Here is a 24,962-nt window from a genome sequence, read left to right as displayed (position 1 = left end):
TGTGTTCAACAACAGACAGACACAGGCAAACACAGACATTGCTTAATCACTCGTCTACAAACACCGCTGCGAGCCGCTCGCGCATAAATTCACGACGATACTCCCGCCGTTCGGCCTCTGAGAGGTAGTTTTTCAACACAACAGACGCGTCAGCGCTTCCCTGATCGGCCGCGATTGCGTCCAGATTATCGAGTAAGTCGCTCATCGCTTCGTTGTACGTCGTATACCAGAAGCGACGGCCCATTTTTGACGTCGGTTGCTCACCACGGACGCGCACGCCAGCCCGATCTGCGAGGCGCTGAAACCGCGCCTGGACGGTTTCACCGGTAATGTGTTCACGATTTGCGTTCGGTGACGGGAATAGGTATCCTGACCAGCCGCGGTCGTGTGCTCCCAGCTTGTCGACTCGATCGGCCAGTTCCGGTACGCCGTAGATCAACGCGACCGTTCCCGGGCCGTTCTTTCGCTTCTCGAATGCGATGTGTGGCTCGTCGGACTCGAGTTCGAGCTGTGAGATGTGCAGGCTCGCGACCTCGTTTCGGCGCAGTCCCCACGCACAGAGGGCGAGAACGAGCAGTTCGTCGGCTCGGGAGTCCGCAGCGGCGTAGATTTTCCGGGTCTGTTCCGCTGAGAGCGTCGCGTTATCGGGTTCCTCGCGTGACCAGTTGTACTCCTCGTCGATCGACTCAACGGGGTTGAACGACGCCTTCGCCCGCCGTTCGAGGTGTTCGTAGAACTGGGAGACATCGCTGTGATAGCGTAGCTTCGAGGCGTCGGTACCGAGTTCGGCGTTCAACTCGTCGAACACTGCGAGCGCACGCCGAATTTCGTCACTCTCCGCGCTGGGATCAGCAACGCGCTCCAGAAGGTTTGCCTCCCCGTGTAATTCACGGTAGATTCGGCTGTAGGTCGCCAACCGCGACTGTTTCGTCCGTACGGTCGTCTCGGCGAGTTGGCGGCGACGCTCGAGCGTTCGCAGGTAGGACTCGAGTTCCGTGATCGTGGGTTCGTTGTCGATGTCCCACTGGGACTGGGACGAGCCACTGGTGGTCGTGTCTGTGTTTGTCTCCGTGTCCGCGTCCGGACCTGCGCCCTCGTAGCCCACAGTAGCCAAAAACTCCGAAAGCGTCAGCCCGTGGTGTTCGCGGAGCGCGTAGGCAATTCCCGAGTAGCCGGCGTCAGTTACGTCCTGGTAGGTTGGTCGTGTCGTGAGATCGACGCCGTTTCGTCGGAGGTCGGGCTTGATCTCGCGATGCCAGATTTCCTGTAGGTCGTCGAGGGATTGTCGAGACCAGTTGTAGTGTTCGCTGCTCATGCGTTACGATTTGCCCGGTTTCCGGTGTGAGAACCCAGTTTCGGAGTGGATGAGTGATTTGAAGCCGGCCGTTTTCATACGGCTCAGTAAATGTGACAGTCGTATAAAACTACTGCTTAGTCGGTTGTCGCAGGGTGGACAACCAAAATAAGCAACTCGACTGCCTACAAGGCCCACTATGTTGTGAATTGTATATCGCTATATGGAATTTGGAGTCGGCCGGCACCAGTGAGTGGGCCGTCAGCGGACGATTGGCGGCTTCAGAAGACGATCAGGTCAGGCATGGCGCGGTCATTCGAATCAGTCGGCGGACTACCCGTGCGAGAAGTTGACACGGACGGTGCCTTTAATCCGCTACTGCTGTAACAGAGGTGCCATGAAAGCAGTACAGTACCAGAACGGTGGTGGACCAGACGTTCTCAGCCTCGTCGACGTTGCGCGTCCCGAACCAGCCGACGGGGAAGTGCTCGTCGAGATGCGGGCGGCGAGCGTCAACCCAGTCGATGCAAAACTCCGGGAGCGCGGTGCCGGGCAACGACCCAAAACGACTGGGTCGGATCTCGCCGGCGTCGTCACCGCAGTTGGCGACGAGGTCGCTGGCTACGAGGTCGGTGACCGAGTGTTCGCGACCGGATTACACACCGATCGATTTTCGGGTGGGTCCTTCGCCGAGTTTGCGACAGTTCCGACCGACCTGCTTGCGCCACTCCCAGATGGTGTGCGCTTCGAAGCGGGTGCTGCTGTCGCACTCGTCGGCGTCACCGCGTGGCGGGCACTCGTCCACCACGCCGGGCTCGAGCCGGGTTCGACGGCCCTTATTCACGGCGGGAACGGCGGCGTCGGCCACATCGCAGTCGGACTCGCCGACGTTCTAGGAGCAACACCCGTCGCGACGGCCCGGGCCGAATATCACGAGATGGTCCGGGAATTGGGTGCCGAGACCGTCCTCGACTATACCCGTGATGACCTAACCGAGGCAGTCCATGAAGCCACTGCCGGTGCCGACGTGATTCTCGATCATCTCCCCGAGACGTACGCCGAACTGGATGTCGAGGTTGCAGCGGTCGGCGGTGACGTGGTGATCATTGCGGGAGAGTCTGTGGCGCTACCGAACGCCGCCGTCGCTCGATCGAAGGAGCTCAACGTTCAGCTGATGAGTATGTCCAACCTGGCAACGCACGCGACGCTGCCAGCTATCGGTCCGATCCTCGAGCGACTCGGGCGACTCCTCGAGACGAACCGGCTCGAAGTCCGCATCGACCGCACCGAGACACTCGAGAACGCCGCTGTGGCACATCGTGCCGTGATGGAGGAGAGTATCGCCGGCAAGATTGTCGTCGTTCCGTAGATACGACGGTTGAGTGGCCAGAGAACCGATTTCCATTGACACCAGTCGTTTACTTAATCTGTACCCATGGAGAGCTGGAAGCTCAACCGACACCCCGGTCGATCATAGAATCACTCCGGCCGTAATTCGACCTCGCCTTACATCGAATCCGGACCCGCGAGAACAGTATCCTCGCCGAGAACCGCCTCACCCATCGCGAACGTCCGCGTCTGGAGTGCGCTGTTGAGTCCGAGGAACGTCTGGTCGCCGAGGACGAATTCATCGTCGAGTGCAAGGACCCGCGCGTCGACATGTGCCGGTTTCTCCGTCTCGACGATTGTCTCGATCGCAGCGCGCTCGGCCTCTGAGTCGACGGGGCCACAAAAGAGCGCGAACGACCGCTCTCCGGCCAACATCGAGCCGTACTCCCGCTCGACGACAGCGCTGTCAGCCCGGTCGAAATCCGTCGCGTCGAAGAAAAAGAGCCGATGACCGGTTTCGAGGTCACCACCAGGGCGACTCGAGTACGTGTCGGAATCGGACACCCCGGTCGTCGCGGCCGACTCGTCCGCCGTAGCCGACCGGTCGTCGGTCGGTCGTGTGTGAGACGCAGGTTCGGAAACGCCGCCGCGTGGGTTCGCGTGCCGAAGGTAGAGCGCGAGCGTTTCGCGAAGTCCGGCTCTGGTACCCCGTTTCCGGTACAGTTCGGGCGCTCGTGCCAGGTACTCACGACGGGCGCTTTCGGGCCAGTCGCGGTACTCGTCTGCGGCGAGCCAGTCTTCGAGCCAGGCGAGCGAATCGCTCGGAACCCCATCAGGATCGAAGTAGCGCGGAAGCTGTTCGATCTCGGACTCGATATCGACGAACGAGGTCTCGAACGTCGAGAGATACCGTTCGAGAAACTGTGCCGATCGATCGTCATTCTGGTAGAGTTCCGGCAGGTATCGAAGGTAGGACTGGCGAGGACAGTAGGCAGTGACGGCATCGATTCGCGGCGCAGCGGTTGGCGTCCCGACGAGTTCGACGGCGACGTAGAGGTACCGGCCGTTCGCGTCGCGCAGAAGGATGTCCTCGGGGTCGATTTCGTCGACGAGCGTCCACGCCGTCTCGGCGTGCGTGGTGAGTGCTCGACGTGCCGTTTCCTGCCAGGACCGAACGGTGGTCGTCTCGAGTTCTTCGTCTCTGTCCGCGAGGTGGGCGGCGGGTGTGCTCGCGAGTTCCCACACCGAATCGACGCCGATGGATCGCAGGGTCGAGCGGGCCGTTTCCGCAAGTGCATCGAGTTCGGGCTGGATTGTGTGATCGCCGTTGTCACTGTGCTGGCCGTCTGTACTGGTTTCGCTGTCTTCGCCGGTGGTGCTCTCTTCGCCGTTTTTTCTGTTGTCGCCCGCCTCGCGGTCGAACGGGAGAACAGTTGGCTCGTTCGTCGCGGCGTATCGAAGCCGGACCTGCGTGCTCGCAGACGAGCGTGCGAGATCGAGCGCGAGACGATGCCAGGAGATATCGTCGACGCCGGCATCGTACCGGTGAAACGCCACCCCAACGTGGCGATCACGGTGTGGGTGCGCTGCCACGGTCTGTCGTTCCTGGAGGGCACAGCAGACGCGTTGCTCACCGACCAGCGCATAGAAGACGCGCCGATCGCTGTGGCTGAGCGGCCGACTGATGAGTCGTCGACAGCGTTCCTCGAGTTCGTGGCGCTGTTCGAACTCGCCTGCGGTCTCGTCCCACTCGAAAAGCCCGTGCGTGGATCCCCGTTCGCCGTGGACCGTGCCTGCGAGGACGAGCGAGCCACGTGGTGCGGCGATTGCAGTCGGAACGAATCGGGTGCCGTCGATCTCGAACGCGTCCGTAGACAGTGGGTAGTGGTCAGTTCGAACCTCGCGTTCGCCCCGGAACAGTCGGATAGTCGGCTCGTCGTCGACCGCATCGAGGACGTACAGCAGGTCGTCGGCGACTGCGATATCGACCGGTGAGCGGACCCACCAGTCGACCGTGAGTTCCTCGGTCGTCCCAAGACAGGCGATGCGTTCGTCGCCGTCGAGGACGTAGATCGTGCCGTTATCGAAGGTGAGTTCGACCGGTGCTGCAATCGGCGACTGGAGCGCCCCGGTCTCGTTTCGAAGCCGCGGTGAGACCGTGACGATTCGCTCGTCGTCCGCTCCCGCGACGAAGACGCGGCTCTCGCTGGCACAGATCGCCCGTGGCTCCTCAAGCGACAGGTCGGCGCTATCGAGCAACCGCTGGCGCGAGTCAGTTCGCGGATTGTACTGCGAGAGACGCCCGGCGGCATCGAGCGTGTAGAGCATTCCGGCTGGATCGACGGCGAGGTCGACGACGGACTCACCGAGTGTCGACTCCTGTATCGACGCCGTTCGTGCGAGGGTCAGTCCCCCGTCTGCAACGTCCGTCTGATCGGTGATCCACTCGGTCCAGTCGGCTTCACTGACCGTCGTCGCGTACGAGAACGTCATGCGTCGTACCCCCCCATCGTCAGCCGACCGAAGGTCGACACTGATCGTCTCGACGGTGAACAGCGATGTCTCGTCGATCGAGATCACCCGTCCATCGAGCGCCGTTCCGCCGTAGGCGGTCATCGAGACGTCCGAAATCTGGTCGATTGCATCGACTGATTCGATCACCTCGATGAGTTCCCCGCTCTCGAGTGTGCGTCCGAACGGCCACCCCGACCCGTCGTACCCGTACAGCGGATGCAGATACGATTCGACCGCCTCGGTGATCGCCGCCTCGTATCCGCCACCGGTGTATCGCGGACGGGTTCGGCCAGTCACGTCCAACTCGAGTCGGACGTACTGTGGACCGGTCACCCGTACGCGGTCGGTTAGCAGCGTCCGCTCGCGGAGATGCCGATAAATCGCCTCGAGAAAGCCCTCACTCGGTTCCGGACTCGGGACGTCGACAGGTGCGTAGGGGACAACGACGACGGTCGTACCCCCGCTCTCGACGACGACGTTCGTCCGTCCGATTCTGAGGCCCGGCGTGCGCGACACGAGCGCCTTGTAGTCGTCCGCCGTCACTGCCCGGTGTGGACGGCGTCGGTCGCGTCTGGCCCGTCGCAGTGCGTCCGCGACGCTCTCGCGGTCGGTTCCGCCCGTCGCCGAGCCGAGGGGTGAGACGTCGATATCGGTTACGGAGACGTCATCGGCCGGGCCAGGGCCGTCGACCGTACTCGAGTCGGTGAGCCGCCAGACTGCGCTGTCGGAAACGTTGCCTGCGGTGCCACCCCCGGCGACGTAGTCGGCGGTAATCGTCGCATCGGGGTCGGGAACGCGCCCGGAAATGCCGTCGCCGAACGTAATGTGGCCGTGCGTGCGGTCGAGGACGTAGTGTGGGTCATCCGGTCCTGAGGCGACGAAGTCTGGTACTTCGACGAACTGCTCGCCGTCGACGCGAACGGCTGCCGACAGAACGGGAGTGTGGTCGACGGCGTACGTCTGGCCGTCGAGGATCGGTTCGGTGTCCGTACTCCGTCTCCCCGTCGCGATAGCGCCGCCAGCAGTGCTCGCGCCGGCACCAATCGGCGAAAGCTGTTCGTCGGTGACCGAGACGCTGTGGCTGGCTGTGACGACGTTCGTCCTGATCGCATCGAGCTGTGGCGGGAACTCGTAGTCGGGTGTGTCGACGCGACAGCGGAGCCAGACCGATCCGTCCTCGAGTTCGATCGGCGGTGTCTCAAGACGACCATCACCGGGCGATCGGGGCTGATCGCGACCGTCGGGAGTCGTCTCGCCAGCGACGAGTTCGAGGTAGCCGTCCCGATACAGCGCGTTTGTTTCGTCAACGGTGACCGAGAGGGGCTGCCAGTGTTCTGTGTCCGGGGTGTGATACTCCCAGGTCAGTTCGACGGACGGCGAGAACGTGGGTCGGTCCGCAGCGCTGGGAGTCGGGTCGGGTAGGTTGTCGTCGTGGTACGCGACTGCGAGCGTGAGGCGGTCGGCGTTCGCGAACGGATCGCGGTCGAATCCGAGGTAGATACAGGCGTCCTGATCGACGGTATCGCCGAAGGGACGATAGAACATACCGTCGGTCCGGTTGGCCTTCCGATGATCGGTCGTCCCCGTCTCATCGACCGTCATCACGCGGTCGATGCTGGCAGCCGTCAGCGTCAGTTCGTGATCGGTCTCGAACTGAAAGACGCTCTCCGTTCCATCCGTAACCGCCATCGAGGTCCCTGCCGGAAGTCGCGTACCGGCTACATCATCTGGCGGATCGAGCCGTATCCGGGCCGTCGCCGGCGTCGGCGGTCGGCGTTCGTAGCCGAGTAACCGCAGGTACGCTTCCCGATGCTCGTCAGTGATCTGGTCTAGCTGATAGGTGTGTGTCTCGGTGAGCCAGGCGAGGACCTCGAGAATCGTAATCCCCGGATCGTGCGGGTTGAAATCGGTCCACTCACTCGAGTACGCCGGAATGAGTGTGGTCGCCTGTTCGAGCAGTTCGTCGTACGATTGGTCGTCGAGTTCCGGTATGTCCAGTCCCATGCGTCGTATTCGTGTTCGCGATTGTGTTTGTGGTCGTGCTCGAGTTCGTGTCCGTGTCCGCGTCTCTCACTCACCGTCTCTCGGTCGTGTGCTGTACGCGCGATAGTCGCTTCCCTTGCCGTCCTTGCTGTCCTCGCTGTCCTCGCTGTCCTCGCTGTGCTTGCCGCCCTCGGCGTCTCTGTCGTCCTCCCCGGTACCACCCAGATCCTCGATGCCGGCATGGTCGGCTCATTGCGCCGTCCCCCGCTGCAGACCGCCGGCTAGCAGCCATCCTCAGAACTCCCTCCTCGAATCTCGCCCCGAGAGCGATGGACTCGAGTCCGACGTCGACTCTGCGGCCACACTACCAGCCGCATCCGACTCACCCACGGTCACCGACACCTGGTGTGAACCGCTACAGACGAGCGTGTCGCGGGGCAATGGCTGGCTGCTGTACGCCGCCAACTCGGACAACAGCCGTCGGTCGGCACCCGTTTCGACGAGCACGCGACACTCGAGTACGGCTGCCACGTTGTCGATCTCGGCAATGACCGAACTGAGCTGTGTAACAGTCGGAAGCGTGCCAAACGCCCAGCCGTCCCCGTCGGCACCCGACAGCGGGTGAAGGAACGCCTCGAGTCGACGCTGAACCGTTTCTTTGAGCACCGAGACGCTCGTGACCGCTGTTGCCTCCAGCGTCACATCGACCGAGAGGTCGGCATAGTTCGGGCCGCGAACGACGATCCCCGTGTCGTCTGCGGCGACGAGCGACGCCGGCGCGCGTTCGGTCAATGTTTCACGAACGCGGTCTTTGAGCGCGAGGGACGGCACTGGTTTCTCTCGCTCGGTGTGTGGGACGATGAGAACGGGAACCTGTGTGGTGGAACTGCCGGCTGTGGACGTAAGCGCGGGATCGCACGTCACCCGTGCGAGTTCTGGGAATTCGGCAGCAGCGACCCGTTCGTAGTCGCTCGCGGTCACTGCCTTGCCGCGGTGTTTGAGGCTGTTCGTCGACCGCGAGACCAGCGTGTCCGTCGATTCGACATCGGCACCACCGTCCGCCGGGAGCGGGTTCGAGACCGATTCGACGAGCGCGATCGAACTCTTCAGATCGGTAATCGTCTCGGCGTCGACGTTCCCGTCGCTACCGCCGCCGGTCGTGTACGTCGCCCGAATATTGTCCTGGCCGGCCGGCGGAATCGCACCGTGGTCGCCGTCACCGAAGGAAACGAGACCGAGCGTGCGGTTGACGACGTAGTGTCTGTCCGCTGGCGACGAATCGAGAAAGTCCGCAACTGCGTGCCAGCGCACCCAGAAGGCGGTTGGCTCACCGCGGGCGTCGTACTCCGTCGTGACCGCATCGGGTCGCTCCGCTGTGAGGCGGCGGCGTTCACTCGCCGACAGCGTCGACAGTTCGTCGACCCAGACCTCGATATCGATCACGGGTGCGTGTGAACAGCGAACCGACTGCTCGTGTGACCCATCGCTCGAGCCGAGCAGTTCCTCCTCGATGGTGACGGTGTTGTACGCCCACTGCGTGTTCGGATACAGTCCCTCGAGAACCGGCGGCGTACTGGTTCGGTCGGTGGGAACACCCGCACCCGCCGGTGGTCCATCGTCAGCATGTGCCGCTGTACTCGAGTTACTCGAGTCACCTCCACTCACGTCAGCAAACCCCGGTAGAGACGTGGGAGCAGAGTCAGTCCCATTGTCAGCGTCGAACGGAACGGGTGCATCCGAGGCCATGCCACCCGCCTGCGTCTCGAACTCGTCTTTCGTCACCCGCGCTCGTATCCAGTGGCGTTCGTGTCCGAACAACTCGACCGCACTCGTCGAGCCGGGAACGGTCACTGTCACGATGCCACGCTCAGTCATGCCACCTGTCCGGTCGCGGACGTCGAGTTTCGACCACGAATAGCGAGCAGACGCATGATCGTCGCCGGCACGCCGAACGCCGTCACAGTACTCCCACTCGATCCCCGGATCGAACGACCGTGGATACGTCGCATCCTCGACCGTGACGAACAGCGACAGCGGACCGTTCTCGAGTACGTCGTCGAAGCCGAGGTACAGCGTCTGCTGGTCGTCTGGCACGTCGACGAACGGCACGATCGAGTCCGATCGGTTCGAGAGGTCGGGGCTGAAAGTCGCGTTATTGTATCGGAAGACCGTTTCAGCGGGCTGGTCTCCGCGGTCGTACTGGACGGATACGTCGCCGAAGACTGGCGGGTCGGGTTCGTCCGTGATCGTTCGGCTTCCATCGCGTGTCACGTCGAACGACGGCTGGCCGTAGTTCCCGCTGACCAGTCGTGACCGGATCCAGACGTTATCGTGGCCGGAGACTGTTGTCGACGCGATATCCTCGGGGAGCTCGAATCGGACGGTTCCGGGCGCGGTGAGCGCTGCAGTCCCGTCTTCGACGCCGTCGAGACGCGTCCAGCCGTCGCCGTTCCAGTACTCCCAGGAGAGGCGGGGCGGGCCACCGAGCACGCCGATCCCCGCGGCCGCCGACTGCTCGGAGCCGCCGAGCGCATCCGACGGAGTCGATCCGGCCGCCATACCATCGGTGTCCGTCCCTGTATCCGAGGCGTCCGAGCTCCTAGACGCATCATCGCCAACCCCGGTACCATCGCCATTGCGATCTCCGGTTCCGTTGGGGTTCTCAGACGGCCCACCCCCACCGTCATCGCTATCGGCAGTGCCACTGTTACTGCCATTGCTACTCCCACCGCCACTGCCACTGCCACTGCCACTGCGATCACCATCGGCAGCCACACCCCCAACCGGGACAAACTCGAGATCGACCACGCCGCCCGGCTTCGTGAACGCCTCCTCGCAAGCCACGTAGAACGTCGCCGGTGGCTGTGGAATCCGTCCGAACGGCTTGATCGAGCCGTCGGCCGGAGACAGCGGCACGTCGTTCGACAGCAACATATCCGGTTCCATCCCGCCATCCTCACCGCTACTCGCCGCGTGCAACGAGACAGACTCGAGCGCCGCCGACACGACAGCCGTCTCATCGGCGAGTCGACAGCGAACCCAGCGACTGTCACACTCGTTGACCGCACACTCGAGTGTCTGTCCGGGAAGCCGGAACGTCCGTTCGGCGGCGGTGTCGTCAGTGGTCGCATCCTCGCGTCGTGAGAGGTCGGACTCGAGTTGTTCCTGGAGCGCTTCGACGCCGGCGTCCTCGCCGAGGTGAACTCCGTCACCGACTTGTTCGAGCCGGTGCCAGCCCGCAGTTCCGGTCGCGTCCTCGCCGTAGTACTCCCAGACGGTGGCATCGAAGAACTCCTCTGCGGTGGGTGAGGTTGCGGTCGCGGCGGCGTCTAACTGTATGGAAATCGACAGCGAGGAGCCGGCTGCGAGCGTGAGGACGGTTTCGTGGCCCAGATAGAGGACGTGTGACTGGCGGTTGTCGCCGACGAACAGCGTCTTCGATTCGGTCTCGAGGACATCGCTGTGGTCGACGATCCGGTCGGTCGGTGGGTCGACGCCGACGACGGTAGTGAGTCTTGCTGGCGTCGCCTCGAATCCGGCGTCCTGTGGGAGTTCGAACAACTGTGAGTCGTCGGGGCCTGCAGCCGCGACGGCCTGTGTTCCGCCCGGAATCGGGACGTTACGATCGAGATCAGTCGAGACGCTAACCGTCAGCGGCGTGCGGGCTGCCTGCGGTGGTCGACGGTCGAAATCGAGCGCGTCGAGGAACGCGAGGCGGTGTTTCTCGGGGACCTCGTTCAGCCGGTTCCAGACGCCGGATTCGAACGTCGAGAAGAGACGAAGCAGCGTTCGACCGACGTCATCAGAGTGGGGATCCCACTCGTCGGTGTAGGCATCTGCGCGGTCAAGCAGGGTTTCAAAGAGGTCCGCCTGCTCCCGGTCGTCGATCGTCGGCCCCTCACGCATAGATATCCACCCCGCCGCGACGGAACGGCGCTCGCGCCATCAGCCATCACCCTCCGTGATGTGAAACGGGTACACCATGTTCGAGAGGCTGTTCGTCGACCGAACGTGATACTCGATTTCGATCAGGATTCGGTTCGGGTCATCCGTGGCAGTTCGTGCGTCGACGTCGACGATATCGATCCGGGGCTCCCAGCGAACGAGTGCCTCGCGGACGCTGCTCTCGATCAGGTTCAGCGTCGCCGGCGAGGCCGCCGAGTAGACGTGATCGTGGATCTCACAGCCGAACTCCGGGCGCATGATCCGCTCGCCCTTTGCCGTCCCGAGGATGATCCTGATCGCCTCCTGAATGTCGTCGCCGGCACTCGAGAGTTCGATATCGCCGCGGTGGTCCGATGTGACCGGATGCTGCCAGCCGGTGCCGAGGAATTCGTCCGCCATAGCTCACCCGATGTGAACGCTTGGACAACCCGCCACGATCGTGTTTGGCGGGCCGTTCTCGATGATTGTATCGCCCATTCTCGCCGCCGGCATCTTGTTGATCAGAACGCTGGTGCTACCGACCGCCACGGTTCCGCCGACGTGTGGGACTGGGCCCGAAGAGAGCGGACAGGTATGCACGTCTGCGAGTGCACGCCAGGCCGGGCGCTTGCCGATCAGAACGTTCGGGCTCGCTGTACCGGTCAACGGCGTGCCGTGTGCGGTCGCATCGCCGAGTCGTGCTGCTGGTTTCATGGATACGTTGTCAATGGTGCGTCAGTGGTACGTCAGTGGTGTGTCCGTTGTGTGAGAGTGGTGCGCCGATTCCGCGGTCGTGTGGATACGGTGTGCTCGTCAGTCGGTACAACTGCTCAATTAAGCTGGATAATCGCACCTCGAATCGTCAACGGTCCTGTCGCGTCGATCCCCATCAGCCCGCTGCTCGAGATGTCAAGACGCGCCTTACTCGAGAGATCGATCGTATTCTTGCTCGCAATTTCGACGGACGTGCCGCCGTCGATGTCGACCGTCTTCGAGCCGTCGATCCGGACCGTCGGCGCGGCCAACTCGAGTTCGTCGTCGGCGGTGATCGAGACGGTGCCCGACGAACTGTCGAGGGTCAGTTCGTTTTTCCCGCTGTCGTCGCGAATCGCGATTGTTTCGGTGTTCTTCGAGTCGTCGACGACGATTTCGTGGCCACCGCTGGTCTGGATGGTGATACTGCCGTCCTCGTCGTCGTCGAACGCGATCGTGTGTTCGGACCGAGAGCGGATCTCACGAACGTCGTTGTCCCCGTCGTTCTGCTGGGGTGGCTGCTGTTTGCCGTTCCAGAGCGAGCCGACGACGTAGGGGTTGTGAATATCGCCGTTCTCGAAGGCGACGAGCACCTCGTCGTCGACTTCGGGCAGGAAGTAGGCGCCGTATTCGTCGCCGGCCATCGGCGTCGCGACACGCGCCCAGTAGCTCTCGTCGTCGGCGTCACGCCAGGGGAACTGAAGTTTGACGCGGCCGAGGTCCTTCGGGTCTTCGTTGTCGGTGACGATACCGACGACGACACCCTGAATGCCGCCGTCGGCGGTTTCACCGTCGAAGACGCTCGGTCGACTCACGACGGCACCTCCACGGCTTCGAACGTGGTTCGATACCCCGAGGCACCCATTCTGTGGGTTGCCTTCGTGAGATGGTACGTCCCCGAAAAGCGGGTTCCGAGTTCGGCGAATCGAACCGTCTCTCCCGCACGCAGGTCAGGGATGCCGTCGGTTTCGCCGTGGGCCTGGACGATCCCGTCCGAAAACTGGTTGTACTTCGTCTCTGCGATCCGTTCGGCTTCGTCGCGTGACATAGCTGGGACTCTGAAAACCTCCTTGTGTTTCGCGTTGGAACTGCCCGCAGTCGTGATGATTTCCTCCTTCTTTCCGATGCCCCACGACCGAACCTCGACTTCGTGGGTCTGACTCTGTTGCGTGATCTCGCCGAAAAAGTCGTGCAGTGCCTCCCCGTACCAGAGTTCGTCGATTGGATCATCGGTCACCGCTGACGAGCGCGGGACGAACCTGACAGTATCCCGTTCGGCGTAGAACTCGAACCCGTACGTCGAGGCGAGGTCGTGGACGAACCGGTAGTCGCTACAGTCGTTCTGGATGAGTTTCTCGCGTTTGATGTCTGCACCCTCGACGACGACCGACGAGAACGGATACGACGAGAGTACGTCCTCGACAGCCGACCCAATCGTCGTCTCCGACCAGGAATCCGACCGGGTTCCCTGCATCAGTTCCCAGAGCAGCCCGTAACCAGCAACCTGCACCGACGGGCCGCGGTCGACGGTAAACTCGCTGGTGATCGACTGGATCTTCCCGGCCAACAGTGGTGTGAGCTGTCCGTCGTCGCCGTACCCCATCGAGATCTCGACGTCGGTTCCGATCTCGAAGTCGTCCCACGAGAGCCCGGCAAACTCGTCCAGTTCCTCGTCGAACGGATAGTTCAGCGCAAACGAAAACCGGTCTGCGCCCTCGAACGTCGTCTCGACCACGAGATCGGCGATTCGACCGCCCGGCTCCTGGAACGTCTGTTCACCGATCTGAACCGTAAACCGCGGCGAGTACCGCGGATGGTTATCCAGTTCGGGACTCATCGGAACACCTCATCGGGTTTTGCGCTCATAGCGGCGGTAACTCGAGTGTCTCGCCCGGCGTGATCGCACGCGGGTTGTCGATATCGTTCTGGTCTGCGATCGTCCGCCAGTGGGCGGAATCGCCGTACTCCTCCGCGGCGATGAGCCAGAGGGTATCGCCCTCGGTCACCGTCCAGGCCTTGGTCTTGTCCGTCGATTCGGGCGAAACCTCGGACTTGTGGTAATCTGCCGTCTTGAACTCGGTGAAGACGATCGAGACACGGGCACGAATGGGAACGCCGCTTGGCAGAAACTTGGTGAACTGCTTGTTTGCGCTCCGAACGAGGGCCGTAAAGTCGATACCGTCACCCCAGATGAATCGACAGACCGGCGGCGCGTGGAGTTCGCCGTCGACCGCCAGCAGCATGTCGATATACTTCGTGTACTGCTCGCGGACATCGACCGCTGTAGCGTCCACGTCGTCCGACTCGAGTGCATCGGTGGTATCGAAGAACAGTTCGGTCGAGAGCGTCTCGGCGTTGCCGTCGACGAACTGCATGATCGAGGCCCCCGAACCAGTCGCTTTCATCTCACCGTAGTTGACGCTCTTTTCGAGCGTGTAGGAGTTCGGATTGAACTTGCACTCGATGGTTTCGCCCTGGTGCTTGCCGTTGACGATCATGATCTGTGCCTTCTCAAGCTTGCCGCCGGTTGCCATCTACAGTCCCCTCCGTTCGCGTTCGATCCGTTGTTTGCGGTCGAGTCGTCGGTAGAGCCGTTCGACGATTCGGTCCACGTCGGCATCGAACTGGACGGACTCCTCACCCCAGGGAACGTCGGCGAGATCGCGCCGGGCGTGGTCGGTGTCGCGGGTGTCGCGGCCGTGGCTGTGGGGACGGTTGTGGGCGTGACCGTGACCCTGATCATGTCCGGAACGATGACCATGCCCAGACCCAGAATCGTGTCCGCGATCGCCTCTGTCAGCAGCGTGGTTCCGTGTCGAACCGGTCGCATGAACCGACGAGCCGGGTTCTGGACGCCGGTTGCGTCCGCCAACACCGCTCACACCACTGTCCGGTCCGGACGGGAGTGACGCTGCCGGAGACGACGGCCGACTTCTCGACCCGTGTGCGTGTCGTGAGTGGTCCTCGTGGGATCCATCCCGTGCGGACGCCCGTGGGGGAGACTGCGAATCGACGCCCCCCGTCCGTGGAGAACGAGTCGATGTTCTCTCCGTGCTACCACGCGTTCGACCACTTGCTCGTGATCGGTCGGTTCCGATGTACTGAGGTGTGCCTGACCGGGTGGGTGTATGCGAGTGCCCGTTGGCACTGTGACCCTCATCGGTGCTGCCAGCGGTAGCTGTATCACGCCGTGGTGTTGCTCCCGAACGACCGTCGTGGCCTGCTACACCAGACGTCGCCGCGTCGGCAGCGGTCCCAGGCGTCGCAACACGATAGACGAGTGCCGGCCGACTGCTACTCGAGTTCATTGATTTGTTCTCTGATGTGCTGGTAGTTCGTTTTTCTCCATTTGTTTTATATTTAATCATTCTACCGCTACCACTCCGGGGACGGGTCTCCGATGTCGATGACTCAGTGGTTGGTGGATCTGGGTCGACAAGTCTCGTCGGTGCAGACGACGCCGGTTGCGTCGGAGGTGTCTCTCTCGTCATCAACGGAGGCAGACGTTGTGACGAACGAGACGCAAGTCTCGAGTCAGTGTTCACCTCTCCGGAGTCGACCGATTCGACTGACTCACCAGGTACAGTTGCTACGTCTAACTCGTCTATCTCGGAAGAGGGAGGGAAAGTGGGTGGGAGAGAGGGGACAGCCATCCGCTCGGGCGAGGAGCGAGGGGACACAGAATCGGTCGACCGACCGGGAGTTGACGAGCGTCGAACGAAGGGTGTACGGAGAGAAGTCTGCCGGCCAGCATCGAATCGATTCTCGGAAGCCTGTCGGTTGCTGGGGTCGTCACCACGCTGCTGGTGGGCAACTACTGTCTCCTGTGGTCGATGGGTAGTTGTTGTGTCAGGCTGACCTGCAGCACTACTGGAGCCCGATCGGGTGTCCTCGGACTGGCCAGGTTCTGAGACCTGCTGCCGACGTGAATCCAACCTGTGACTCCCTGCTGTCGCGGCTGGGCGGGTGGCGCTGTCGTCCGACCGTGTAGCGTGCTGGGGAGACCCAACAGTCGTCCGTGACTCGCGATCAGTACGACTACCGTGGTCAGTCCGGTGAGCGGTCGACGACATCCGCACCGGTGTCAGCTGCTGTCGGTGGCGTACCGATGGCAGCCGAGCCGCCATCGAATCCACAGTGGCCGTTTCAGCAGCGAACTGCTGCGAGTCTGTACCCGACCCAGCACGTTGCACTCGAGTCGGTGGAGGTGACGTGCGCTCACGGGGTCGAGTCTGTTCGGATCGGACTCGGGTTGGGTCGGCCGTGCGGGCAGTGCCAGAGAGTGGGGTGTTCGGCGTGTGAATGTGAGTCTGAGCGTGAGTGTAAGTCTGTGTATGAGTTGAATCGAAATCCAACGGTTGCGTTAGAGGTGAGGTCAGCGTCGGAGCCAGAGTTGGATTTGGGGCTGAGGTTGGATTGGGGGTTGGAGTCGTGGTCTGGGTTGAAGTAGAAGCCAACGAACCGGGTGGAGAAGCGCTGTCGCTATGGTGGTCGAATTCGTGACTGCCAGTGTGGGTCGGTTCGGAGACAGGCACCGACGCCGGATCTGCGTAGGCAGTCGGACTCGTCCCCCCAGCGATCGGACGGGCTACTGTTGACGCACTCGAGTGGACCGAGCGACGACTGTCGGTTGCTGGCGTTACAGCGGTCGCGCCAGGAGCAGGTGTTGGTGGTCTCGCATCCGGTGTGGGTGATCGGGCCTGTGTCGGCGTCTGCCCCTCTGAGTCGGCCGGTTCTCTGGACTGCACCGCCCGTGTGACGCGTCTGGGTTGTTCTGAATCCAGTGTGAAAGACTGCGAGACCGGGTGCGGCGGACGGGACGGGGGAGACGAGCGAGGCGAGCGAGGCGAGTACGATGAACGAGAGTGATGAGACGAACGAGGTATACGAGACGAAGCAAGCTGGCTGATCGACCCCGCCGTCGTACTCCCACGGCGAACGAACGCGAGGACGGTGCTCCCAGCGTCTGGACTGTGTCCTCCGGCTGGGCCGCCTGCGTTCTGTATCTCGCCGTGTGTGCCTCGTGTGCCGACGATGGCGGCCGTGTCAGCGACACCTTCGTCATCACTCCTCGTGTTCGAACTCGAACGATCCCGGCGGGGCACCGACGGGCTCGACGCTGCAGAGCGCTGTTGACTGCGGACCGATTCGGTGGACTGGGTACGTACCGACAGTGGTCCCGTCTGGGGAACCGAAGTGATGGCCGGACGTGCGCTCCACCCACCCTGTCTTTCCACACTATCGTGCGATGGCAGATCGCCAGCGGAGGCCGGAGCGCGAGTCGAACCGCCTGCAGCTATCTGTTCCGGATCGGTACCGGCCTGAACAGAGTGGGTGGTGTCATCGACGGATTCCGGCCCCGAAAGACTGCGTTGACCGCCCTGATGCCAATTCTCACCACGGAAACGGAACTGCTGCTGGGACCGGGTACCCGAAACAGGAGTACGAAGCGCACCTCCAGTTGGGACTGTGAGCCCTCGGCGAGACGAGGGCAGCACAAGCGAGTCTGACTCGCCAACGGCAGCACTCGAGTCCACCACCGATTGATATTGGTGGCGGATGGCTGCGCTCGCGCTGTATGTTCGTCCCGTCGTTCGGGGGTGGATCGTGCCGACAGCGGCTGTAGGCACAGTTGCGGTTTCATCGTTGCCCGCTGTTGGCTCGATACCGCCACGGTCGGGCGATCCAGCAGTCACGGAGCGGCGAGGTGGCCGTACGTGGTCGTCCGCCGGAGAGCCATCTGTCGGACGCCGCCACGAGTATGATCGAACAGCGCGCCGCCCTGTCGGCAGATCGACGTGATGCTGCCCTGTTACCGACCGAACGAGCGAAAGCTGTGCCATCGAGCCAGAACTGCTAGACGGACGGTCGAAAGGATGACCGACCCGCTCGCCTGTCGACACCGAGTGCCCGTCCGGTACAGACTGGTCATCTACTCGAGTCGACCGTCCGGCGGAGGCGCTGGGACGGTCGGTCGACGAGCGCGTGTGTGTGAAACGAGCGGACCCGAGTAGTCGGTGTGTCTCCGATCGAGGTCGATACTGGGTGTCTTCCGACCGGACTCGAGCGGTGTCGACCCGTGTGTGTGCCGGAATCGGAGCGACATGAGCGTCGGAGGAGGTCTCATCACCGTCGTCATTGTGGATCGGGGAAGAGCTGGGAAGCGGTGTCTGACGACCGGCAAAGTCTCTCCCTGTGGCTGGCACACGCGTGCGCGTTGGCGCAGTCGCATTGTGTGAAGGGGCGCTGCCGACCGGTGATATCGACGCACCTCGCCCGGTCGAAGCGCTGGTGGAAGCCGCCGGTAGCTCGCCTGGAACAGCGTCTTCAGGGACTGTCCACCGGAAGTGAGGTGTGCGCTCGTATGGACCGGGAGCATCCGGTGTCGTGCCAGCAACCCCGGAAGGCGAGACGACTGTCTCACGAGTTGTAGATGCGGCGGCAGCGTCGTGCTCGGGGATAAACGACGGGGGGCCTGTCGGCGACGTCGTCTCCCGCTCGAGCCCTGTCGCCTCACCGAGGGGTGAGCGTCCGCGGTCAGAGTGGTCGTGAGGGACACGATGATGACGATGGGCGGCGGAGTGGCGAAAGACGAGACCGATTCCACCGTGACGAGCGAGAATCCGATGTGCAAACCGATCGCCGAGCCGTGCTGGATCCAGCGTCCCAATCGGTCGCTGCCGACGGTCGAGGCCGTCGATCCCCAGTCTGTGCAGTCTGTGGGGCGACTCTCGATCGGTTCCGACTCGAGTTGCTGTCGGCTCCCGTACCGTCTGGTTCGCTCGCATCTCGTGGGGAGCCCTGTTGTCGGCTCTCCCGGTGATATCGCGTACCGTCGGTTCAATCGTCGGTAGTGACGGGTCAGTCATTGAGAGCAAGCCTCCGCATCTGGGTCCACCGTCCGGATTGGACGCCGGAAGACAACCGTTTCATTTGGGATTTATTACACAAGTGTATATGCTGTGGTATCTTAATTATTGCCTCTATTGTCGAATACAATCATCGTTACTCACGTGGCGCTGTGCCAGCGACGGGGGGTTCCGCCTCGGAGTTCCCCGCTGCTGGGTCGGTTTCCCTCTCAACCGAGTTCGTCGCTGTATCGGACATCGGTTCGGAGCGACCCGTCGTCGGTTCGCCCTCGTCTGTTGGAGCGGTAGCCGACCACTGGAGCGAATAGATCGTTCCCGTTTTCGTCAGGAGCGTCGGCGTTTCACCTCCTCGTTTGAGGCTGTAGCCAAGCGGCAACGCAACGGAATCGTCGTTCGGTTCGGTCGAGAACGATTCGGGAATCTCGAACGAGCAGACGGCACCCGGTTTGAGTGTAATGTTGACACCGAGTCGATACAGGTCGAACTCGGTATCACGGATGCGAGACTCCGAGAGATCGATCGCTGAAGCAGAATCGTTCCTGATGGCGAGTTCGCGCGTCGACCGAGAGTCGGGTGTTCTGAGCGCAACGATGGTGAGTTCGGTTCGTGCGCTCGTTGCGGCGGCGTACCGGTTGTAGACGACAATCGTCGTTCCGACCCAGAGTACGAGTGCAGCCGTCACCGTTACTGCCAGCGGAACGTGGCCGCTGTACCAGGTCCCACCGTACCAGAGGCCGACACCGCCTGCAACACCGACCGAAAAGCCAACGATGACGGAGAGCGTTCGACTCTCCAACCCTTTCGTATGTGCATAGCCCGTCCGGACCGACGAAAACGAGGAGTCAGCGGTTGTACTCCGTCGGTCCTGAAGCAGTAACAGACCGGCCGCAAGTGGCCAGGTGACGAGAAAGGTAAGAACGACGGCAGTAGCCGTGAGTTCCGTTACGAGCGTCAGCGAACTGAGCGCCAGCGCGGCGACGACGGCACAGAGACAGCCGACGATCACCGACTGGGCCCAGGTCGAGTACTGCCGCCAGTGGGCGTCGATCGACGCGCGATTTGCTCGGTAGAGAAGCAGGCAGACACAGGCGAGCACACTGCAGGCGAACGAGACGAGAAAGAGCACCGTCTCGGAACCGAGCGATTGTGAGACGACCGGCGGTGATGCCGACGGAACCCACGTCGTGAGTCCCGTGAGACGTCCAATACCGATCGCAATCAATCCGAACGCGACCCCACAGCCAACAACGAGCAAGACCGGATACAGCCGCTTTCGGATCCCGTCACCGATGAATGATCGGAGCGATTGCAGCGGCATCACTGTCATCGCACCTCCTGCCGCCGGTACGATGAGCCGATGGTACAATGGCAGTCAGCCGACAGCTCGGGACAGTCGCCGGGTGTCGTGATCGGAGCCGACCACCGGCATCCGTGCTGACGACGGACTTGAGCCCACCGCCGGCGTGACCGGCACTCGCTCCCCTCGTAGACGTTCATACGAATTGTTTGTTATCCCAACTTTCTCGAGCAATTATAAAGGCTCTGGTCGAAATGGGTTAGAGAGGTGGTGTAGTCATATTTACGACAGTGGAAATGGATACTACGGCGTGGCTAGCAGGTCGACTACCGACAGCAAACGGTGCACTCGAATGTCACACGACACCGCGCTACGTTACACGAACGAAATCACACCGCTACGCGACACGACACGATACCACATCGCAACGTTACACAAACAATACCACACAGCAAGCACACACCGGGAGGCAGGTGACACCGCTGTCACGAGGTAACTCGAGTGTCGCTTGTGAGTATTTACCCGTCGAACGATAACGAATAGCTGTATGAGCGAATCAGACGCAACCGTCGCTGTCGTCGGCGGCGGCCCCGCCGGACTCAGTGCAGCCCTCTTCACACAAAAGAACGGTCTCGACACCGTTCTCTTTGATACGGACGAGACGTGGATGCACAAGGCACACCTGTTCAACTACCTGGGAATCGGCTCGCAGGACGGCTCGGCGTTCATGGAGACCGCTCGCGAGCAGGTCGATAGCTTCGGTGTCGACCGAAATCAGGGCGAGGCAGTCACCAGCGTCACCGAGACGGACGACGGCTTCGACATCGAAACGGAAGCCGACGACGGCACGTACGCGGTCGAATACGTCATCCTCGCGACGGGAGCCAACCGCGACCTCGCGGAGAGCCTCGGCTGCGAGTTCGAGGAGGATGTCGTCGACGTCGGCGTCACGATGGAGACGAGCGTCGAGAACGCCTACGCAACGGGCGCGATGGTCCGCGTCGATGAGTGGCAGGCTGTCATCTCCGCGGGCGACGGTGCCGCGGCCGCGCTGAACATCCTCTCGAAGACGAAGGGCGAGAACTACCACGACTTCGACGTTCCTGCGGACGCGACGAACGTATTCGAATCAGTGGTTGCCGAGTAACGCGACTCGCGACACCTGGGACATACGTCTCGGCTTCGGCCCGGCTTCGGATCTATTATTTCTGCACGATACTCTGGCGAGCCACTGCCACGTTCCGAGTCCGGATACGTTAACTCACCGCAACGCGACCTCATGCGTATGCGCGCTGCAGTACTCGAGTCCTACGGCGAACCGCTCTCGATCGAGGAGGTCGACCCGCCGACGCCCGACCCACACGGCGTCGTCGTCGACGTGGAAGCCTGTGGCCTCTGTCGAAGCGACTGGCACGCCTGGCAGGGCCACGGCGAGTGGGCCGACGACCAGGTGCCGATCGGTCAGATTCTCGGTCACGAACCCGCGGGCCGGGTCGCACAGGTCGGCGACCGCGTCGACGAACTCGCCGTCGGCGATCGCGTAGCCGTGCCGTTCAATCTGGGAGACGGAACCTGCTACTACTGTCGCAACGGCCACGGAAACGTCTGCGAGGACGGCTACGCGCTCGGTTTCGAATCGAGCGTCCCCGGCGCGTTCGCCGAGCAGATTCACGTCCCTCACGCGGACTTCAACGCCGTCACGCTCCCCGGCGGCGTCTCCGCGGAAGCCGTCGCCGCGCTGGGCTGTCGATACGTCACGGCCTTTCACGCCCTGGCCCACCGGGCCGACATCGCAGCCGGCGACTGGATCGCCGTCCACGGCTGCGGCGGCCTCGGACTCGCCGCCGTCCAGATCGCCGCCGCACTCGGCGCTCGCGTGCTCGCCGTCGATATTCGGACGGCACCACTCGAGTTGGCGAGCGAGCTCGGTGCGGAGGTGACGATCGATGCGACAGAACTCGAAAACGAGACACGAGAGAACGACGGCGTCCCCGCCGCAATCAAGGCCCGTACCGACGGCGGCGCACACGTTTCGGTCGACGCCCTCGGCCGTGCCGAAACGTGCCGGAACAGCGTCGATTGCCTGCGGATTCGCGGCACGCACGTTCAGATCGGACTCACCACCGAGGCCGAACGGGGCGAGGTCGCACTTCCGATCGACGAAATCGCTCGCTGGGACGTGACCGTCGTCGGCTCTCGCGGCATGCCGCCCTCGCGCTACGACGAACTCCTGCGGCTCATCGACGCGGGCACGCTCGCTCCCGAGCGACTCGTCACGAATCGCGTCGCACTCGCGGACGTCTCCGATCGACTCGCCGCGATGAGTGAGTACGAGACGCGGGGAATCGAGGTTGTAACCGAGTTTTGACGACTGTGTGAGCCGCCTGCGACCAGGTATCGAGGTGTCGGGTCGTCCGTGACCACTACAACTGCCGCGTAAGTTCGGTTCCTCGTTCCAGTAGTCGCTCGCGTTCGCGGTCGGTGAACTCGTACTGTTCGGGTTTGGCGACGCCGATGGTCCCCTCGAGCGTCCTCTCCGGGCCGAGGAGCGGCGCGGCGAGCGAGCCTTCCATGCCCGTTTTGCGAGCACCGGCCTCGGCGACCCCGGAGTCGTCCGTCTGGAGATTACAGACGTCGACCGGTTCCATGCGCTCGGCTGCGAGTCCGGCCATGCCCTTCCCGATCGGAATCGAACCGATGCGCTCGAGGACTGGGTCGGGAATGCCGACCGCGGCGACGAGTTCTAGGGTGTCGTCCTCGAGTCGGTGCAGCGTTCCGGACGTGCAGTCGAACTCGTCGATGATCTCCTGGAGTTGGTCTCTCATCTTATCGGCGGATTGCAGTTCTGCAGACGGCTGCTGGTGGCTGTCGTCCATCGTAATCGGGAATGACTCCCGACGGAGCAGCGCTTAAATCTGTGGACAGTTGCAGCCGGTGTGGAAGGTAAACGAGACCATACAGCCGAAAGTCCCTGTAGTCACAGTCGAACGCGGCAGTCTACGGACTGATCCGCAGCTCGATCCGATCAGTCGTAAGGAGCGCTCCGGTCGAACGACCGGCCCGAACCAGCCGAAGTGTATTCAATTTCTGTATACAGTAAACATGAATACTGTGGACAAGTTATTAATATCTGTTTCACCTGGGATGCGGTATGGCAGCAGGACCACCGATCGACGAGATTCACTTCGACGACGCGCCGGACGTCGGCTCCGTCCCCGGTCCGGCGACGAAATCGCTCCTCGAGAGACAACAAGAGATCGACAGCAGCGCGGTCGCGTATCCGAACGACATCCCCATCGCGTTCGAGGAAGGAAAGGGCGCGACCGTCCGCGACGCCGACGGCAACACCTACATCGACATGTTCGCCGGCATCGGCGTGTTGAACGTCGGCCACTCGAACCCCTACGTCCTCGAGGCCGTCCACGACCAGACCGACAAGTTCGTCCACACCGTCGACTTCCCGACCGACGCCCGACTCGAGTTGATCGAAAAGCTCGACGAGATCGCACCGAGCGGATTGCGGGGGAACAACCGGGTCGTCTTCGGCGGTCCGACGGGCAGCGACGCCATCGAGGCGTCGATCAAGCTCTCGAAGTACAACTCTGACGGCGACGGGCTCATCGCCTTCCGCGGCTCCTATCACGGCGCGACGACCGGCGCGATGAGCGTCACTTCGAACACGAAGCTGAAGAAGCACTACGCGCCGCTGCTCTCGGACGTCGTCCACGCGCCGTATCCGCACCCGTTCCGACAGGAGAAGACGCCCGAGGAGGCCGTGGACCACGCACTCGAGGAGGTCCAGCAAATCGTCGAGGATCCCTACGGCGGTCTCGCGAACCCGGCCGGGATCATCGTCGAACCGATCCAGGGCGAGGGTGGTATCGTAACACCGCCAGCGGGCTTCCTGCAGGGGCTTCGTGACATCGCGGACGACAACGACGTGACGCTGGTCTTCGACGAGATTCAGAGCGGCCTCGGCCGCACCGGCCAGTGGTGGGCCAGCGACTGGGAGGACGTAACGCCGGACGCGATGACCTCCGCGAAGGCGCTCGGCGGCGTCGGCTTCCCGCTTTCGGCAACGATGTACAAGGAAGAACTCGACACCTGGGGATCGGGTGATCACGCCGGCACCTACCGCGGCCACGTCGTCGGTATGCGCGCAGGAACGCGGGCCATCGAGTACATTCAGGAACACGACCTGCTCGCGCACGCACGCGACCTCGGCGAGTACATCCGGGACCGTCTCCACGAAGCCGCAGATGAGACGGACCAACTCGCAGATGTCCGCGGCAAGGGGCTGTTCATCGGCGCAGAATTCGTCGACGAGAACGGCGAACCAGACAGCGACGTCGTCGACGCGATCCAGCAGTACTGCTTCGAACACGGCGTCCTCGTCTGGACAGCCGGTCGTCACGGCAACGTGCTTCGCTTGCTCCCACCGCTCGTCCTCACGCACGATCTCGCCGAGACGGCCCTCGACGTGATCGCCGATGCGGTCGAACACGCGACCGCAGATGCGGCCCAGACAGCCTGAACGCAGAATGTAGCTTTCAACGATGAGTAACCCAACACCCATCGAAACCGACGACGCACCGAGCAGTGACAACCCCTACTCGCAGGGCGTCCAGGCCGGCGACACCCTCTACGTCTCCGGCTACGGCCCCGTCGACCCCGAAAGCGGAGCCGTCGTCGACGGCGATATTCAGGCCCAGACCAGACGGGTACTCGAGAACATCGCGGCAGTCGTCGACGAAGCCGGCGGCGACGGACTCGACGACGTGGTGAAGGTGACGGTCTATCTGACCGATCTCGAGGACTACGAGCGGGTCAACGAGGCCTACGGTGAGCAGTTCGGTGAGGATCCACCAGCGCGTGTCTGCGTAGAGGTGTCGCGTCTTCCGGAGGACGTGCGTGTCGAACTCGACGCGACCGCGTATCTTGGGCACCACGACGACTGACTCGATTGCGGGCTACTCGAGTCGTCTGTCTTTTTCTCGTA

16 protein-coding genes are annotated in these 24,962 nt (G+C 62.6%); 5 read left to right on the top strand and 11 right to left on the bottom strand.

Annotated elements, in window-relative coordinates; translation table 11 throughout:
- Positions 1–46 precede the first annotated feature (46 nt).
- Positions 47–1,315, bottom strand: coding sequence for a tyrosine-type recombinase/integrase (locus BBD46_RS01900; protein ID WP_071400072.1), 1,269 nt, complete (start codon positions 1,313–1,315; stop codon positions 47–49).
- Between the two features lie 376 nt (positions 1,316–1,691).
- Here BBD46_RS01900 and BBD46_RS01895 point away from each other — a divergent pair, with 376 nt between their 5' ends.
- Positions 1,692–2,663 carry a quinone oxidoreductase family protein gene (locus tag BBD46_RS01895; protein ID WP_071400071.1) on the top strand — a complete coding sequence of 324 codons (972 nt, stop codon included), beginning with the start codon at positions 1,692–1,694 and terminating at the stop codon, positions 2,661–2,663.
- Between the two features lie 137 nt (positions 2,664–2,800).
- Here the strand turns inward: BBD46_RS01895 and BBD46_RS23025 are convergent, their stop codons facing one another.
- The 9 genes from BBD46_RS23025 to BBD46_RS01840 form a co-directional block, all read right to left on the bottom strand.
- Positions 2,801–7,141: a putative baseplate assembly protein gene (locus tag BBD46_RS23025; RefSeq protein ID WP_253184467.1), complete on the bottom strand. Its 4,341-nt coding sequence runs from the start codon at positions 7,139–7,141 to the stop codon at positions 2,801–2,803.
- 273 nt (positions 7,142–7,414) lie between these two features.
- Positions 7,415–11,026 (bottom strand): baseplate J/gp47 family protein, encoded by a 3,612-nt coding sequence (locus BBD46_RS01880; RefSeq protein ID WP_071400070.1) that lies wholly within the window; start codon positions 11,024–11,026, stop codon positions 7,415–7,417.
- A gap of 39 nt (positions 11,027–11,065) precedes the next feature.
- Positions 11,066–11,464, bottom strand: a complete 399-nt coding sequence (locus tag BBD46_RS01875; protein WP_071400069.1) for a GPW/gp25 family protein — start codon at positions 11,462–11,464, stop codon at positions 11,066–11,068.
- A 3-nt stretch (positions 11,465–11,467) separates the two neighbouring features.
- On the bottom strand, positions 11,468–11,758 hold the full coding sequence (locus BBD46_RS01870; RefSeq protein WP_006653060.1) for a PAAR domain-containing protein: 291 nt from the start codon (positions 11,756–11,758) through the stop codon (positions 11,468–11,470).
- Between the two features lie 116 nt (positions 11,759–11,874).
- Complete coding sequence (locus BBD46_RS01865; protein WP_071400068.1) at positions 11,875–12,612, bottom strand: phage baseplate assembly protein V; 738 nt, start codon at positions 12,610–12,612, stop codon at positions 11,875–11,877.
- Positions 12,609–13,634, bottom strand: coding sequence for a phage late control D family protein (locus tag BBD46_RS01860; protein WP_071400067.1), 1,026 nt, complete (start codon positions 13,632–13,634; stop codon positions 12,609–12,611). The genes BBD46_RS01865 and BBD46_RS01860 overlap by 4 nt, the downstream gene beginning before the upstream one ends.
- A gap of 25 nt (positions 13,635–13,659) precedes the next feature.
- Positions 13,660–14,331 (bottom strand): LysM peptidoglycan-binding domain-containing protein, encoded by a 672-nt coding sequence (locus BBD46_RS01855; RefSeq protein ID WP_071400066.1) that lies wholly within the window; start codon positions 14,329–14,331, stop codon positions 13,660–13,662.
- Positions 14,332–14,679: a hypothetical protein gene (locus BBD46_RS22025; RefSeq protein ID WP_139173461.1), complete on the bottom strand. Its 348-nt coding sequence runs from the start codon at positions 14,677–14,679 to the stop codon at positions 14,332–14,334. It abuts the gene before it with no gap.
- 4,123 nt (positions 14,680–18,802) lie between these two features.
- On the bottom strand, positions 18,803–19,984 hold the full coding sequence (locus tag BBD46_RS01840) for a hypothetical protein (protein WP_071400063.1): 1,182 nt from the start codon (positions 19,982–19,984) through the stop codon (positions 18,803–18,805).
- A 526-nt stretch (positions 19,985–20,510) separates the two neighbouring features.
- Here BBD46_RS01840 and BBD46_RS01835 point away from each other — a divergent pair.
- Positions 20,511–21,110 (top strand): NAD(P)/FAD-dependent oxidoreductase, encoded by a 600-nt coding sequence (locus BBD46_RS01835; protein ID WP_071400062.1) that lies wholly within the window; start codon positions 20,511–20,513, stop codon positions 21,108–21,110.
- 138 nt (positions 21,111–21,248) lie between these two features.
- Positions 21,249–22,331 carry a zinc-dependent alcohol dehydrogenase family protein gene (locus BBD46_RS01830; protein ID WP_071400161.1) on the top strand — a complete coding sequence of 361 codons (1,083 nt, stop codon included), beginning with the start codon at positions 21,249–21,251 and terminating at the stop codon, positions 22,329–22,331.
- 55 nt (positions 22,332–22,386) lie between these two features.
- On the opposite strand, the gene BBD46_RS01825 is transcribed toward BBD46_RS01830, so the two are convergent.
- Positions 22,387–22,839, bottom strand: a complete 453-nt coding sequence (locus tag BBD46_RS01825; RefSeq protein WP_084777641.1) for a GAF domain-containing protein — start codon at positions 22,837–22,839, stop codon at positions 22,387–22,389.
- Positions 22,840–23,114: 275 nt separating this feature from the next.
- Between BBD46_RS01825 and BBD46_RS01820 the strand changes: the two genes are divergently transcribed.
- Positions 23,115–24,497, top strand: a complete 1,383-nt coding sequence (locus tag BBD46_RS01820; RefSeq protein ID WP_071400061.1) for an aspartate aminotransferase family protein — start codon at positions 23,115–23,117, stop codon at positions 24,495–24,497.
- Positions 24,498–24,519: 22 nt separating this feature from the next.
- On the top strand, positions 24,520–24,921 hold the full coding sequence (locus tag BBD46_RS01815) for a Rid family detoxifying hydrolase (RefSeq protein ID WP_071400060.1): 402 nt from the start codon (positions 24,520–24,522) through the stop codon (positions 24,919–24,921).
- Positions 24,922–24,962: the final 41 nt, after the last annotated feature.

The organism is Natrialba sp. SSL1, assembly GCF_001861355.1.
Lineage (GTDB): Archaea > Halobacteriota > Halobacteria > Halobacteriales > Natrialbaceae > Natrialba.
The sequence above is the reverse complement of the archived record's forward strand: the minus strand, read 5'-3'. Positions and strand labels throughout refer to the sequence as shown.